Raw genomic sequence first — 14,144 nt, 5'->3', positions numbered from 1 at the left:
TTAATAGAATAGAATGACTGGTATATAAGGGCGTGAATGATGAAACGATTACTTGCAATTCTTGTTGTCGTAATCTTTGCATATAGTACAAGAGAGTTTTGGGTGGAGCCAACGAAAAACGCCGTTGCTTCATCGGTAGAATCTGTTCAAACATGGAGCGAGGAGACAACTTTTGATATGTCGTTTGAGTTTTTCGATGACTTCTTGCGAGCAGTTTTACCAATGGAAGACATGGAGATAAGTGAGGCAGAAGAAGCTGTACCTGTTGAAGCGGTTGAACTTGATCAACCTAAAGAACAAATTTTTTCAATCCACAATATCGAGTTAGGTGATGGCCGAGGCGATGTTGAGCAAGAGGTTGGTGAGCCAGAACGAGTGTCTACGAATGAGTATGGACAAGAGTGGCACGCGTATCATACAGATTACCAAAATTTTATCATGGTGTTTTTTGATGATGAAGATGTGGTTAGAGGGCTCTATACGAATCAAGATTTGATTTCTTCCGACATTGGCATTGGCTATGGAACAGATCAGAGCGAGGTTCGTGATGCGTTTGAGGAGCCGATTGATGTTCTCCGTAAAGGGGCGTTTTCTTATAAGTTAAATGAAGAAGAAGCCTATGATATGTTTGAATTAGACGATAGCTATGTGACGGTCTTTTATGATGAGCATCAAGACCTCATGGTGACGGGTATGCAGATCATTGATCATGGAGTGGAGCAGAGCAAACGCTCGCTTTACACAGAGCCAACGGATGACATGCGTGATGGCTTTGAATACCAGCTATTTGACTTAACGAATGCTGAGCGTGTTGCGCATGACTTGCCTATTCTCGAATGGCATGAAGATGTCCGTTATACAGCGAGAGATCATAGCGCCGATATGGCTGAAAACCAATACTTTAGTCATACGAATTTAGAGGGGCAATCGCCATATGATCGAATGAATGAAGATGGGATTCGCTTTAGAAGCGCGGGAGAAAACTTAGCAATGGGTCAGTTTAGTAGTATTTATGCCCATGAAGGGTTAATGAATTCTAAGGGACATCGAGATGTGATTCTTAGGGAAGAGTTTCGCCAGTTAGGTGTAGGTGTTGATTTTGGTGAGAACGGCGAGCCTTTCTTTACTGAAAAATATGTTAGACGTTGAGGCAACTGAAAAGCGGCTATGACAGGAAAACCCCTGTTGTAGGCGCTTTTTTTTCGTTCTCTAATTTGTCTATTTTAAAAAAGTTGAAAGGATCCGTTCGTTGAGATGGTCAATTAGGACAGATTAGTTTATTATGGAAACATAAAGCGACTTTAATCCTAGTTATTTAGAAGTGGAGGATAGGGATGTGAGAATCACCAATATAAAAAGTGATCATGTAATCCCAGGAATGGTTTTAGGCGATGTGGTGCATTCACAAAATGGGCATTTTCTTTTAAGAAAGGGTACAGTATTAAACCATCGGCTCATTATGCGGTTAAAAAATTTTGGTATCTACCAGCTTCCGATCGATGATAAGCTACAAGAAGAAGAACGGGAAAAAGTAGAGACGATTATGCCTGTCGTTATTCAATCGTTTAATTGGCTTTTAGTGGATCTTGAGAATGAAAAAAAAGCCGTGTTGGCTTCTATTCAGCAATTAATTGAGTTCACGGCCATCAATTCGTGGCTTCATAAATTAAAAACTGAAGATAATCATTTATTCGAACACTCGATTAAGGTAAGCGTATTATCGGCTTATGTAGGAAAAAAATTAAAATATGATGAGCAGAAGTTAACGACTTTGATTCTAGCTGCGTTGCTACATGGCATAGAGGATGGAAGGCGGGGACTGGATTGGGCTGATTTTGCCCCGTATCGAGAAGCTGAATGGTTGCGAGAAGTGCGCTTCATTACGAAAAGCGTCGCGAAGGAACAAGCGTATCGTTTGCCGGAGATCCATTTATCGCAAAGTCATCTTCAAGAAGCGGGCCAGATTATTGCAATTGCGAACCAGTATGATGAGTTATTGCATCAAAGTCGATCACACGTTAAACGACGCCCGATCGAAGCAATTGAGTACATATTTGGAATTACCATGAACTATGACTGGCATATTATGATTGTCTTTCTGCATTCCATTTCGCTTTATCCAGTTGGTAGTCATGTCCGTTTATCAAATAAGCAGACAGGTGTTGTGACAGCACAAAATATAGGGATTCCTCATCGACCTTTTGTGCGAACGCTTCCAACTCATCAGGTAGGGTACGGGAGTGAGTCAGAAATGATTAATTTAGTTAAGGAGCCAACGTTATTTATTCATGATATTCTCAATTTGCCTTAAAGAATTGCAGGAAAAGTTGAGGCTAAACTTGAAGAGGTTTGAACGACATATGAGATTTGCCACAACGTTATTGAAAGGCGTGATTGCATCAGCTTCATCGAACCCAGTGCCCGTAAACGACTAAAGCGATACAATAAGATTGTCATTCCGACTCTTATTATAGGATTGCTCATTATTTTTATTACTCCACCACAATGGAACTTTGTGGCTTTGCTATTACTTATGGCTAGTCATGGATGTCTCTTTTATGTAGAAAGAAAAGACCAAAAGCGCGAAGAATCAAAACAAGGCGACTGATGCCTTGTTTTTTGATATGTACATATGCAAAGACCAATTCGCGAAAATGATCGTTATAGCCTAATTGTAAGCGACTAATTTTAATTTTATTCAGTTTATTTCGTTGACAATCTTGTTCATCCGTTATATGGTTAGTTACATAAGTAATGAACCATGGAGGTTATGCAATTTATGGTGTTCTCATTTTCCAGTGATCAACCGATTTTCAGACAGATTACGGTTCGGATTGCAAATGACATCGTCAATGGAGAATTAAAAGAAGGTGATCAAGTGCCTTCAACAAATGAATTTGCGAAACTTTTGCAAATTAACCCTGCAACCGCAGCAAAAGGCATTAATATATTAGTTGATCAAGAAATTTTATATAAAAAACGTGGAATCGGCATGTTCGTTTCGGGGGGAGCAAGGGCGAAACTCATTAAAGAACGTCAAGATTCGTTTAGAGAAACGTATATTGCCCCCATGTTAAATGAAGCCAATCAAATAGAATTAAGTGATGAACAAATTAAGCAGTTAATTGACGAGGAGAGGGGTAAACGAAAGTGAATATTACACTAAAACAAGTCTCGAAAGAAATCAAAGGCCAATCCGTATTAAATAACATTGATCTAACAATTGATGAGGTAGGTATTTATGCTGTGCTTGGACCGAATGGTGCAGGAAAAACGACAATGATGCATATTCTTGCTGGGTTATCGAATTGGGATCATGGCATTGTTGAGATTGATGGCAAGAATCCATTTGATCATAGCGAAACGTTAAATAAAATTAGCTTCATTCAAGAAAGTGATAATTTTAAGCCTACGTTAAGAGTCAAAGATGTCCTTCAGCATGTAAAAGCATTTTATCCTCAATTAAATGAAGAGTTATTAGCTCGCTTAGTGTCGGAGTATCGTTTACCGTTAAACAAACGTTTGAATGAACTTTCAAAGGGGATGAATTCCGCTTTAAACATGAGTATTGGCCTAGCTAGTAGAGCTCCATTAACCATTTTCGATGAACCTTACATTGGGATGGATGCAACAGCGAGAAAGAAATTATATAAAGAGATTATTGAGGATTATGTTGAGCACCCGCGCGTCATTCTGTTCTCGACTCATTTTATTGAAGAAACAGAAGCAATCTTTGAACATACGATCATTTTGAATAACGGGGAAATTCTGTTGCAAGAACCGGTAGAAGATTTAGCAGAACGAGCGTTACGTATAAGTGGATCAAAAGACGCACTAGCTCACTTAGATCTGACTGGGCAACACGTGCTATCAAGAGAATCCCTTTTATCAGAAGCGACAGTAGCTGTTTTATATAGTAAAGGGGATGTGCCAGACATTCCAAGTGGTTGCAGCGTTCAGCCTTTATCCCTACAAGAATTTTTTATTGACTATACATCAAAGGAGCCGTTGCCTCAATGAGTAAAGTTTTCGAAATAAAAAGATTGATTTTATCAGACATGCTAAAAGCATTTACGATGTTTTGGCTTACTTTAACTGGCTTTTTGTTCATTGGATATGTAATCGCATCATTTATGGGGACGTCGATTGTTTTGCTTGTCTGGCCCATTTTTCTTGTGTGGTTGTGCGCGAATAGTTTTCTGATAACGAAAAATAATCTAAACTATGCGCTTAAACTTGGAGCGACACGCACACAATTTTTTGCGGGAAGTGTATTGATCTTACTAATCACGGTTCTCGTTGGCCAGCTGATCCATCGCGTGTATTTGCTTGTCCTACCAAATGTAGCAGCGGCCTTATCAATTGAGAATGTCACGCTCATTGGATTTCAAGAAGTTTTGCCAGAACTGTCTACTTTATATGCCTTTGGCTATGATCTAACATTTGCATTCTTTTTAGTAGGAATTTTTTATCTGATCGGTGTGATTCGTTATCAGTATGGCATTGTGCCTGTTTACGTTCTCGCTGGTTCTCTGGGCGTACTCTTGTTGCTACCGATGACGAGAGATGGGGTGACAAGTTGGCTACGGATGCTTTACCAGGGAGAGGCGCTTGGGACGTTTTTCTTATTAGGCATCATTGGTGTATTAGCTTGCCTAGCTAGTCAACCTGTGTTGAGGCAAATGACCTTACGATAATGAAGAGATGGAGGATTTATGTATGAAAATAGGATCTATTTTTCAATCAATATTTCCAGAATTAGCAAAACTATTTACGATCTTCTGGCTTATTCTTACAGGGATTTTAATAAGTGGCTATGTCATTACAACGTTGGCTTCAACCCAAGTGTTCTTATTTGTTTGGCCGATCTTTCTTTTTTGGATAGGATCGGTTAGTTTTAACATCATCAAAAACGATTTTCATTACGCACTAAAATTAGGGGCAACACGAAAACAGTTTGTGCTTGCTAGTATGCTACTTGTGTTGGTTTTTATCGTGATGGGAGCCGCCGTTCATCACAGTTTAATCCAGCTTTTGCCTTGGGTGGCTTCAATCGTCGGTATGGAGCAGATTCTCTTACTTGGGTTTGCGGAATTCTTGCCAGCCTTGTCACCATCATTCGTACTCGTGTACGAACTGATCGCCGTTCTTTTTGTTGCCATGATTGTATTCTTTATTGCCAGTGTCCGTCAACGCTTCGGAACAAAAGCCGTTTATCTCTTCTTAGCTGGAGTGGGCGTTCTCTTTCTTATTCCATTTGTTCAAGAAGCGATGATCACTTACGTCACAACCTTGCATCAAGGTGAAGCGCTATTCACGATTTATTGGTTTATTCTGCCGATAATGGGTTTACTCGCAGCAAGTCATTTCCTTTTAAAACGAACGAGCCTCCGGTAAAAAAAAGACCGCTAAGTCGAATGGACTTAGCGGTCTACTTTTGTCACTATACTCTTTCAAGAACGTTTAAACATTCTCGGTTAAAAGCAGGTAAATCATCAGGGGTACGGCTTGTAACTAAGTTATCTTGACAAACCACTACCTCTTGGTCAACAAAACGTGCACCAGCGTTAACGAGATCCGGCACAATTGGTTTTACACCAGTCACGGTTCTTCCAACTAACGCATCCGCATTGATGAGAAGCTGTGGCCCGTGGCAGATGGCCATAATCGGCTTGCCGTTATCTGCGAAGTCTTTTGTAAAGGCGACAAATCGGTCATCCCCGCGCAGTTTATCTGGAGAAAACCCTCCTGGTAAAAGCAGGGCATCAAACGATTCAGGCGTCACATCGTCAATTCCCTTATCAATCGTTACAGTTGCTTGTTCTTTTTTTCCTGTTACGCGATTACCGGCTTTTTTCTCGATGGTCACGAGTGTATGACCGGCTTCTTCAAGTTTTTCTTTCGGATTTGTGTATTCAATGTCTTCGAATAAATCCGTTATTAGTACGGCAATACGCTTGCCCATGGTGAAACATCCTTTCAAATAAGTGTTCTTACTTAAAATTCCCGATTTTATTGTGAGTAAACATAAAAGGGATGAGCAGGAGATGCGTGAATCAACAAGAATTAAAGAACAGTAAAGGAGGGGTTAAATTGATTGAGCTCAACTATGTAGGGAAAACGGTTGTAATCGTTGGTGGAGGTTCTGGAATTGGGGAGGCGCTGGCTCGAAGGTTTAGCGAGGCAGGCGCACGCGTCGTCCTTGGTGGAAGAAGATTGGAAAAGCTAATGGATGTATCGCACTCAATTATTGAAAAAGGAGGGGAAGCCCACGCTTATCAAGTGGATATACGCTCAAGTCATGCAGTCAAAACGTTTTTTGAAACAATTATTGCTCAATTTGGTCGGATTGATGTTGCTTGTAACAGTGCTGGAACTGTCGCAGACTTGGTGAATCTACCAGATGTAACGGAGGAAGATTTTGATCAAGTGGTTGGAACCAATTTAAAAGGAACTTGGCTCTGCATGAAATACGAATTATTACATATGAAAAACGAAGGATCGGGCGTTATTTTAAACGTTTCATCAATTAATGGAATTGGAGGAACGCCACGTATCTCTATTTATGCCGCTTCAAAAGCAGCTATCAATCATCTAACGAAAACCGCCGCGCTTGAACATGCACAAGATCAAATTAGGATTAATGCCTTATGCCCTGGTCCTGTTGATGCGCCACTGTTGGAAGAGGTCTTTCGTCAAACCGAATTAGCAAAAAAAGATTACGAGGCTATCATTCCACAAGGTAGAATCGCATCCACTCAAGAGATTGCAAATACGGCCTTATGGATTTGTTCTGACTACAGTTCGTATATGACTGGGCAAGTTATTTCTATAGATGGAGGAATAACCGCTCGAAGCTAATAAGAGTGATTGGGCTTTGTTTGAGAAAGCTAACGTTCAGTAGGGAGATGTTGGGATGAAAGGAAACAATAAAATGAGAACGAGCAAATCGTTTTTCTTTTTTATTTCCGTTTAAAGTGATAGGATTAATATAGTTTCGAAACATTGAGGAGGATGTTCATCATGACAACGATTTCACCTTTAGTATCCACTGAGTGGCTTGCTGAGCATTTAAACGATAAAGAGATTCGCCTATTAGATGCAACGACGTTTTTAAAATTGCCTGACGGTGATGGTTTGTATTCGATTAATAGTGGATTTGACGCCTATAAAGAAGAGCATATTCCTGGAGCTGTTCATGCCGACGTATTGCACGAATTAGCTGATCCTGATGATAAAAAAGCCTTTACTTTACCGAGTAGAGAGCGATTTGTTGAGAAAATCCAACAGCTAGGTGTAGATGACCAAACCCATGTCGTCATTTATGACCGCATTGCGGAGGTGGGATCTGCCAATTCTGCTTCAGATTGGGCATCTCGCGTATGGTGGCAGCTTCGTTATGAAGGGTTTGACAACATTTCCATTCTAGAAGGCGGATTTCGTAAGTGGAAGGCAGAGGGAAGACCGACGAAAAGTGGTGAGGAATCGTATCCTCAAGGAACATTTACGAAAACACGTCGACCAGAATTAGTAGCAACAAAAGAAGATGTACTTGCTGCAACAAAAGACACAGATACGATTTTACTGAACTGCTTATCTCCTGAAGTATTTAGTGGGGAAAAGAACACGTATGGTCGTCCAGGCCATATTCCAAGTAGTGAAAATGTTTATTTTGCCACTCTATCTGATGACGAAACGTTAAAAGTTAAAGATGAAGAAACGTTGCGCAGTATTTTTGAACCAACAGGTGCGTTTGATTCATCTAAGCGTGTTGTTGCTTATTGCGGTGGTGGGATTGCAGCAACGTGGAATGCATTTATTCTCTACCTTTTAGGTAGAAAAGACGTTGCCGTGTACGATGGCTCGATGACAGAATGGGTTCAGGATGAACAAGCTCCACTAGCTACGTCAAACGAATAGAGCTTCAAGATGAATTCCTATGGGGACGGGTGAACCGCTGTTCCTATAGGGATTTTTGCTTATCATATAGCATCTTTGTGCATAGTTCTTAATTGTCTGATAGGTTTCTATGAACAACATGAAGGTAATAGAGAGAAGAAGAAATATTAATGAGGTGACTTACATGATTAATAAAATTCAAGTAGAAGATTTCTTTAAATTATATGAGAAACAATTAAATGAAGCGTTGGCTGGAGAAAAATCATTAACCGAGGTTGCGCAGTTTTATGCGGACGCATTTATTCAGACGACTCCTACTCATATTAACGTAGCAAAAAATGATCAGGTGTTAGTCGAAATGGTGGAAGAAGACTTTAGCTATTATCGTTCAATGGGGACTAAAAAAATGATTGCAACGGCTGTTTCGGTTCAGGAATTAGACGACTTTCATGCACTTGCTAAAGTTGAATGGGAAGGCGTATACATGAAAGGAGAGCAGGGTGAACACGTCTCGTTTTCGATCCAGTATTTTGTGAAAATGCAAGAAGAGAAATTACGTATTTTTGGCTCGATAACAGGTGATGGAGCCTCCACGTAAAAGGAACATGGTATAGTTAGGTGCAGGTACGTATTTAAAACCGAAATTCCCGATGAAGGATGTTTTAGGCATGTTACGCTTCTTGTTTTATAACTAATTGAAGGTCGTTTATTTGTGATTTAAGCATGTGGTAAAGAGGACAAGATGGATGGTTATGTTTGGTTTTTAACGTTTCAAGGTAATCCATTTCACGCTGGAATAATTGCAATTCTTCATGTTCAAGCATAGAAACACTCCTGTAGTATTGTAATGGTACTACCTTACCCGTTTCTATGCCTTTTTAAAACGGAAGATCTAAATTGAAAAAGAGAGTCGTGTCAGGACCCTCTTAGAGATTAAGGAAATATTCAATGAATGCAGTAGCAACGGGAATAAAGAAAAAAAGAGCGACTAATCCAAGCATAGATAAGGCTAATGCAGCTCCGCTTGGTCGTTTAAGTTGAAACACAGTTGATACGATCGTTAAAATTAAAAAGAAGATTAGTAGTGTCAACCAAACGCTTTGGGAAGGGACTGCATACATATTGCTAGGGTTATAAAGTGCCGTTAATCCAATGACAAGAGCCATTATCAAAACAATACTATGAAGAACAAGTGTGGTAAGACGAAACGCCATGGGTATACCTCCAATAAACTAGTCTATTTATTGTAAGCGAGGAAAGGTAATTTTTCAATTTCATTTGCTTTGGGAAAGGAGCGGTGCTTAAGTGGAGATTCGAGCTATAGAATTAAAAGACGCGGAACACTATTTATTACTGAATAAGAGAATCGATGAATCTGGTTTTATGTTGCATGAGCCTGGTGAAAAACAACTGACTGTCACACAACAGCAAGCGTTTATTGAACGAGTAATACAAACGAAAAATACCGCATTGTTTGTGGCAGATGATAGCGAGGGGCTGGTCGGTTTTATTTTAGCAATTGGTGGTACAGTAAGGCGAAATCGACATTCTGCTTACATTGTTGTAGGCATAGATGAAGCGTATCGAGGGCAGGGAGTAGCGACGAAGCTTTTTGAAGAGATTTTTGTTTGGGCGAGAGATATGAAAATTAGCCGACTTGAATTAACTGTGATAAAGGAAAACAAAAAAGCATACGACTTATACCGGCGACTTGGATTTTTGGTAGAGGGTGAAAAAATTCATTCGCTTATGGTGGATGAAAAGCCAGTTAATGAGTATTACATGTACAAACTATTAGAATAGTAGGAGGTTTCTATGATTCCAATCGTTTATGACCAATTGAATGGGTTTGGAAAAAATGATCAATTTTTTCTCGATTTATTAGAGACATTGCCAGTGCGGACGATCGCAGATTTAGGGTGTGGGACAGGGCGATTAACGGCTCATTTTATTGATAAAGGCTACCAGGTTACGGGAATTGAACCGAATGAAGAGGCGCTATCTTATGCCAAGCAGAAGCAGTTTGGCGATGGCGTACAATGGATTTTAGGTGATAGCTCTCAGTTAAACGACCACACGTATGATGCGGTAGTATTAACGGCAAATGTCGCCCAGGTTTTTTTAACAGATGAAAGCTGGGAAAACATGCTGCAAGATGTCGTTCGCGCATTGAAAAAAGGTGGTCATCTTCTTTTTGACGCACGTAATCCCGAATCGAAAGTATGGGAACAGTGGGAGCAAGATGATACCCCCGATTTTGCTGTGAATGAACTGACAGGGGAGCCGCTGGAAATCTGGACAAGCTATGATGGATTTGAAAATGAAGTTTACACGTTTTGTGAAACGGTCAAAGGCACACAAACTGGTGAGATGTATGTGCGAGAAAAAATTCAGCTGAGGTTTAGGTCACATGAAGTGCTACAGCAATCACTTCAAAAAGCTGGTTTTGCGACGGTTCAGAGCTATGGAGATTTCACATTTGAAGAAGCAACAGTTCAATCGTCTTCATTTATTTTTCATGCTGTAAAATAATCTCTTTACTTTATTTTGAAAATTACCTATAATAAAAAAACGAAACAAGCGACGATGAGAAGAGTACTTGCGCACAAGCATAACAGAGAACTCCTGATGGTGGGAATGGAGGATGTAATGGCGTGAGGAAACAAGTCTCTGAGCTGTACAAAGGATCTTTCTGCGGAAGGTGATGGTGTACCGGGTTCTCCCGTTATTGAGATAGAGTATAACCACATCTAAAAAGCTGTGGCGTACTTGAAAAGGTTGTTGTAGCGATACAGCAACAAACTGGGGTGGCACCGCGAAACTTCTAATCCGAAGTCTCGCCCCCAAGGTTTAGAACCTTGGGGGTGAGACTTTTTTTTCGTTGTTCAAAAAATCGGTTAGGAGTGGTGCTACATGAATTGGAAAGCCCCGGTGCTTTTGCTTGTTGGTGTTGGTATTTCAAATATTGGTGCGTGGGTTTACCTTCTCGCCTTAAATTTAACGGTGTTAACAATGACAGGTTCGCCTTTAGCCGTCGCGGTTTTATATATGCTCATTCCGGTCGCGTCGCTCATTACCGACGTCTGGGCGGGGTCATTCATTGATCGCTTAAACAAACGAACGCTTATGATAACGTTGGATATTGTGCGAGCGTGCCTGATCTTCTGTTTACCGTTTATCGATTCGTTGTTTATGATTTATGCCCTTGTCTTGTTGATTAATATGGGCAGCTCGATCTTTGAATCAACCTCAATCGTCTATATGACAAAGTTAATTCCGAAAGAGAAGCGGCAGCGCTTCAACTCGTTACGTAATTTCATTCAGTCCAGTGGGTTTATTCTCGGACCATCAATCGCGGGTGTTCTCTTTATCGTCAGTTCACCAAATATGGCGATCTTCGTGAATGCAGTGGCCTTACTGTTATCGGCATTTGTCATTATGTTATTGCCGAATCTTGATTTTAAAGACGAAGAAGCTGTTTATGAGAGAGTGACGTTTGCGGTTGTGAAAAAAGATTGGAAACTGGTACTCGCTTTTGGTCGTAAACATACCCATGTGACGTGGGTCTATCTGTTATTTGGTGGGTTTGTTGTCTTTCTAGCAGGAATTGACTCAATTGAAGCGGCATTCGCGACAAAAGTGCTTCTTTTCTCAGAAAGTACGTATGGCTTTCTTGTCGGAATTGCCGGACTCGGAATGGTTGTAAGCTCTCTCTTGAATGCTTGGTTTGCGAAGGTGCTAAAAATCAATTTGTTAATTGGCGTTGGCGCAATCATTACGCCGATCGGCTACTTGGTTTTCGCCTTCTCTCATTCATTTCTAACTGCTTCAGTTGGCGTCTTTATCGTGACGTTTGCGATTACGTTTGCCCATGTCGGTTTCCTTACGTTTTATCAAAATCATATTCCTGTATCGATCATGGGTCGATTTACGAATTTGCTTGGTATGGTTGAAGCAGGACTGACGATTATCATGGTTGCGTTGATTGGTGTTTTTGCCGAATGGCTTGCAATTCGTCCGGTGTATATCTTTAGTTCAGTTGTTTTCCTGCTGCTGGGAATTTATATTTTCAAGGTTGTGATGAACAGGGAGAAGAAAGAGTTTTATTACGATTCAATGCCTGAATGATGTAAAAAGAGGAATGGTGAAGCGCGCTGTTCCTCTTTTAAGTGATTTTTTCGATGCAAGAACGAAAGGCACGAGCTTCTTCTGAATGCTTTCTTTCGATAAAGTAAGTTGAGACGAAAGGTGTATGTAATAATTGAGTATCCACCTCCAGCATTCTTCCTTCAGCTAATTCTCTTCTAACAGCGGAACGGGGCAAAATGGAGCAACCGATTCCTTCTTCAATAAAACGCTTTGTTACATGAATGTGTGAAACTTTCATTTCCCGCATGCGAGGTTGAATTGCGCGACAGGCGAGCAAAAGGTTCTTCCAGTAGTCGGGATGGTTGTATGTGAGCATCGTATAGGTACGTAGTGCATTTTCTAATGAAATAGGTGGACTTGATTCCGAATCTCCACCGTCATGAGGCACCACAAAGCAAAGAGGTTCACTTTGTAGAACTGCTATGTTTTGGGACTGTGACAAAGGATGCTTTCTTGTAAGTCCAACATCGGCTTCGTGCTGATTAATTTTGTGTTCAATGAACGTAGAATCTACAACATCTACGACCACTTCTATTGATGGATATTGCTTCACAAATGTCCGCATCCAATAAGGGAGATAGGTCGTTGCAATTAACGGTGAAACGGCCAAACGAAGAAGGCGGTGGTAGCCTTGCCTTTTCTTATCCATTTCAATATAGCTTTGCCTTATTCTATCTTGGATGTCGATTGCATGAGGGAGGAACGCTCTTCCATAGTCGGTTAAATAGATATTTCGACCTTCACGAGAGAATAGGGATACACCGAGGCTTTGCTCCAATTGTTTAATATGTACGGTTATCGTCGGCTGTGAGACATAGAGCATTTCAGCAGTTTGATAAAAATTTTCGACTTGCGCAGCAACAATAAATGTGCGAATCCAGTTCATATTCATATTGACACCTCGAATGATTAATATAAGTAATCAATTTAATAAGAATAATTTAATTATTTTTATAACAAGTATAAGGTAAGATGAAGTCAAAGAACAGAGGAGGTTATGAGATGATACAAAAAGGATTAGCAGGCGTTGTTGTAGCTGAATCAGCTATTAGTCAGGTTGATGGGGAAAGTGGCGAATGTATTTATAGAGGAAAGCGAGTGAGGGAACTTACGGACTTTACGTTTGAAGAAGTCGCATTTTTCCTTTTACATGGAACATTTCCATCAGATGAGGAAAAAGCGATCGTAATGAACCTCTTTAAACAACAGCGTATTCTTCCAGAAGAAATTGATGCGATGATCACCAAACTTCCAGCGGAGATCGATTTAATGAGCGTTTTACGTACATGTATTTCTGCTATGGGAGAAAAAGAAGCGTCGCAAGAAGAAGCGATGAAGCTAACGGCAACCATGCCAACGATTATTGCCAGGCGACTTCGATTCATTGAAGGAAAAGATGCAATTGAACCCCGAACTGATTTAAACCATGTGGAGAATTATGTATACATGCTGACAGGCGAAATGCCGACACATGTAGTGGTTCAAGCTTTAACAACATATATGATCTTAACAATGGAACATGGCATGAACGCATCTACTTTTACCGCACGGGTCATCGCTTCAACGGAAGCAGATTATATTTCGGTCATCACTGGTGCGATTGGTGCCATGAAAGGTCCTCTTCATGGCGGGGCGCCAACAGGTGTACTAGAAATGTTGCGAGCGGTCAAAACAGATGAAGAGATTGAACCGTTTATTGAAAAGAAGTTAAGAAACGGTGAAAAGCTCATGGGATTCGGCCATCGCGTGTACAAAACAAAAGATCCACGTGCACAAGCGTTAAAAGGGGTTTTGGAAAGGTTTGGACAGTCGAATGATACAATGAATCGTGCCGTACAATTTGAACGATTGGCTACCAAAATGTTAGCAACGTACAAACCAGGTAGAGATCTTTATGTGAATGTCGAGTTTTATGCAGCTGCGCTAATGGATGCGTTAGCGCTAGATGAACGATTGTTTACACCTACGTTCACAATGAGCAGGATTGTTGGCTGGAGTGCGCACATTATGGAACAACGAAATGATAATCGAATTTATCGCCCTTCTCATCGCTATACCGGGGAGATGCCAGCGCAATCTGTTTGAAATTGAGAAAA

At 40.6% G+C, this 14,144-nt stretch carries 17 protein-coding genes; 13 read left to right on the top strand and 4 right to left on the bottom strand.

Features of this window, described 5'->3' with window-relative positions:
* Positions 1-39 precede the first annotated feature (39 nt).
* The 6 genes from ABC361_RS17360 (at position 40) to ABC361_RS17335 (ending at position 5,397) form a co-directional block, all read left to right on the top strand.
* Positions 40-1,149, top strand: a complete 1,110-nt coding sequence (locus ABC361_RS17360; protein ID WP_413075104.1) for a CAP domain-containing protein — start codon at positions 40-42, stop codon at positions 1,147-1,149.
* 187 nt (positions 1,150-1,336) lie between these two features.
* Positions 1,337-2,311 carry an HD-GYP domain-containing protein gene (locus ABC361_RS17355; RefSeq protein ID WP_413075103.1) on the top strand — a complete coding sequence of 325 codons (975 nt, stop codon included), beginning with the start codon at positions 1,337-1,339 and terminating at the stop codon, positions 2,309-2,311.
* Between the two features lie 468 nt (positions 2,312-2,779).
* Positions 2,780-3,154, top strand: a complete 375-nt coding sequence (locus tag ABC361_RS17350; protein ID WP_413075102.1) for a GntR family transcriptional regulator — start codon at positions 2,780-2,782, stop codon at positions 3,152-3,154.
* Complete coding sequence (locus ABC361_RS17345; protein WP_413075101.1) at positions 3,151-4,020, top strand: ATP-binding cassette domain-containing protein; 870 nt, start codon at positions 3,151-3,153, stop codon at positions 4,018-4,020. The genes ABC361_RS17350 and ABC361_RS17345 overlap by 4 nt, the downstream gene beginning before the upstream one ends.
* Positions 4,017-4,697: a hypothetical protein gene (locus tag ABC361_RS17340; protein ID WP_413075100.1), complete on the top strand. Its 681-nt coding sequence runs from the start codon at positions 4,017-4,019 to the stop codon at positions 4,695-4,697. Before ABC361_RS17345 ends, ABC361_RS17340 begins: the two co-directional genes overlap by 4 nt.
* Before the next feature lie 22 nt (positions 4,698-4,719).
* The gene (locus tag ABC361_RS17335) at positions 4,720-5,397 is read left to right on the top strand and encodes a hypothetical protein (RefSeq protein WP_413075099.1); all 678 of its coding nucleotides are present in this window, start codon (positions 4,720-4,722) and stop codon (positions 5,395-5,397) included.
* A 46-nt stretch (positions 5,398-5,443) separates the two neighbouring features.
* Here the strand turns inward: ABC361_RS17335 and ABC361_RS17330 are convergent, their stop codons facing one another.
* The gene (locus tag ABC361_RS17330) at positions 5,444-5,965 is read right to left on the bottom strand and encodes a type 1 glutamine amidotransferase domain-containing protein (protein ID WP_413075098.1); all 522 of its coding nucleotides are present in this window, start codon (positions 5,963-5,965) and stop codon (positions 5,444-5,446) included.
* A 128-nt stretch (positions 5,966-6,093) separates the two neighbouring features.
* Between ABC361_RS17330 and ABC361_RS17325 the strand changes: the two genes are divergently transcribed.
* The 3 genes from ABC361_RS17325 to ABC361_RS17315 all read left to right on the top strand — a co-directional run bounded on the left by ABC361_RS17325 (position 6,094) and on the right by ABC361_RS17315 (position 8,497).
* Positions 6,094-6,861: an SDR family NAD(P)-dependent oxidoreductase gene (locus ABC361_RS17325; protein ID WP_413075097.1), complete on the top strand. Its 768-nt coding sequence runs from the start codon at positions 6,094-6,096 to the stop codon at positions 6,859-6,861.
* A gap of 162 nt (positions 6,862-7,023) precedes the next feature.
* Entirely contained in the window at positions 7,024-7,920 is an 897-nt protein-coding gene (locus ABC361_RS17320) for a sulfurtransferase (protein WP_413075096.1), read from the top strand.
* 163 nt (positions 7,921-8,083) lie between these two features.
* Positions 8,084-8,497, top strand: a complete 414-nt coding sequence (locus ABC361_RS17315) for a DUF6841 family protein (protein ID WP_413075095.1) — start codon at positions 8,084-8,086, stop codon at positions 8,495-8,497.
* Between the two features lie 73 nt (positions 8,498-8,570).
* Here the strand turns inward: ABC361_RS17315 and ABC361_RS17310 are convergent, their stop codons facing one another.
* Both ABC361_RS17310 and ABC361_RS17305 read right to left on the bottom strand, forming a co-directional pair.
* Complete coding sequence (locus tag ABC361_RS17310; RefSeq protein ID WP_413075094.1) at positions 8,571-8,723, bottom strand: hypothetical protein; 153 nt, start codon at positions 8,721-8,723, stop codon at positions 8,571-8,573.
* Between the two features lie 102 nt (positions 8,724-8,825).
* Positions 8,826-9,113, bottom strand: coding sequence for a hypothetical protein (locus ABC361_RS17305; protein ID WP_413075093.1), 288 nt, complete (start codon positions 9,111-9,113; stop codon positions 8,826-8,828).
* A gap of 91 nt (positions 9,114-9,204) precedes the next feature.
* On the opposite strand from ABC361_RS17305, the gene ABC361_RS17300 reads away from it, so the two are divergent.
* The 3 genes from ABC361_RS17300 to ABC361_RS17290 all read left to right on the top strand — a co-directional run bounded on the left by ABC361_RS17300 (position 9,205) and on the right by ABC361_RS17290 (position 12,027).
* The gene (locus ABC361_RS17300) at positions 9,205-9,702 is read left to right on the top strand and encodes a GNAT family N-acetyltransferase (protein ID WP_413075092.1); all 498 of its coding nucleotides are present in this window, start codon (positions 9,205-9,207) and stop codon (positions 9,700-9,702) included.
* A 12-nt stretch (positions 9,703-9,714) separates the two neighbouring features.
* A complete protein-coding gene (locus ABC361_RS17295; protein ID WP_413075091.1) occupies positions 9,715-10,431 on the top strand; it encodes a class I SAM-dependent methyltransferase in 717 nt (238 codons plus the stop codon).
* A 381-nt stretch (positions 10,432-10,812) separates the two neighbouring features.
* Complete coding sequence (locus ABC361_RS17290) at positions 10,813-12,027, top strand: MFS transporter (protein WP_413075090.1); 1,215 nt, start codon at positions 10,813-10,815, stop codon at positions 12,025-12,027.
* Between the two features lie 37 nt (positions 12,028-12,064).
* On the opposite strand, the gene ABC361_RS17285 is transcribed toward ABC361_RS17290, so the two are convergent.
* Complete coding sequence (locus tag ABC361_RS17285; protein ID WP_413075089.1) at positions 12,065-12,940, bottom strand: LysR family transcriptional regulator; 876 nt, start codon at positions 12,938-12,940, stop codon at positions 12,065-12,067.
* Positions 12,941-13,050: 110 nt separating this feature from the next.
* On the opposite strand from ABC361_RS17285, the gene ABC361_RS17280 reads away from it, so the two are divergent.
* Complete coding sequence (locus ABC361_RS17280) at positions 13,051-14,133, top strand: citrate/2-methylcitrate synthase (protein ID WP_413075088.1); 1,083 nt, start codon at positions 13,051-13,053, stop codon at positions 14,131-14,133.
* The last annotated feature ends 11 nt before the right edge of the window (positions 14,134-14,144 follow it).

This window comes from Shouchella phoenicis (assembly GCF_047238345.1).
GTDB lineage: Bacteria > Bacillota > Bacilli > Bacillales > Bacillaceae_D > Shouchella.
Note: the sequence above shows the minus strand (reverse complement) of the source record. Positions and strands in the feature narration are given on the sequence as shown.

Coding starts and splice junctions, on each gene's coding strand:
- ABC361_RS17315 (WP_413075095.1), top strand. CDS start 8,084: ATGATTAATAAAATTCAAGTAGAAGATTTCTTTAAATTATATGAGAAA.
- ABC361_RS17310 (WP_413075094.1), bottom strand. CDS start 8,723: ATGCTTGAACATGAAGAATTGCAATTATTCCAGCGTGAAATGGATTAC.
- ABC361_RS17360 (WP_413075104.1), top strand. CDS start 40: ATGAAACGATTACTTGCAATTCTTGTTGTCGTAATCTTTGCATATAGT.
- ABC361_RS17295 (WP_413075091.1), top strand. CDS start 9,715: ATGATTCCAATCGTTTATGACCAATTGAATGGGTTTGGAAAAAATGAT.
- ABC361_RS17340 (WP_413075100.1), top strand. CDS start 4,017: ATGAGTAAAGTTTTCGAAATAAAAAGATTGATTTTATCAGACATGCTA.
- ABC361_RS17330 (WP_413075098.1), bottom strand. CDS start 5,965: ATGGGCAAGCGTATTGCCGTACTAATAACGGATTTATTCGAAGACATT.
- ABC361_RS17290 (WP_413075090.1), top strand. CDS start 10,813: ATGAATTGGAAAGCCCCGGTGCTTTTGCTTGTTGGTGTTGGTATTTCA.
- ABC361_RS17305 (WP_413075093.1), bottom strand. CDS start 9,113: ATGGCGTTTCGTCTTACCACACTTGTTCTTCATAGTATTGTTTTGATA.
- ABC361_RS17335 (WP_413075099.1), top strand. CDS start 4,720: ATGAAAATAGGATCTATTTTTCAATCAATATTTCCAGAATTAGCAAAA.
- ABC361_RS17285 (WP_413075089.1), bottom strand. CDS start 12,940: ATGAATATGAACTGGATTCGCACATTTATTGTTGCTGCGCAAGTCGAA.
- ABC361_RS17350 (WP_413075102.1), top strand. CDS start 2,780: ATGGTGTTCTCATTTTCCAGTGATCAACCGATTTTCAGACAGATTACG.
- ABC361_RS17280 (WP_413075088.1), top strand. CDS start 13,051: ATGATACAAAAAGGATTAGCAGGCGTTGTTGTAGCTGAATCAGCTATT.
- ABC361_RS17320 (WP_413075096.1), top strand. CDS start 7,024: ATGACAACGATTTCACCTTTAGTATCCACTGAGTGGCTTGCTGAGCAT.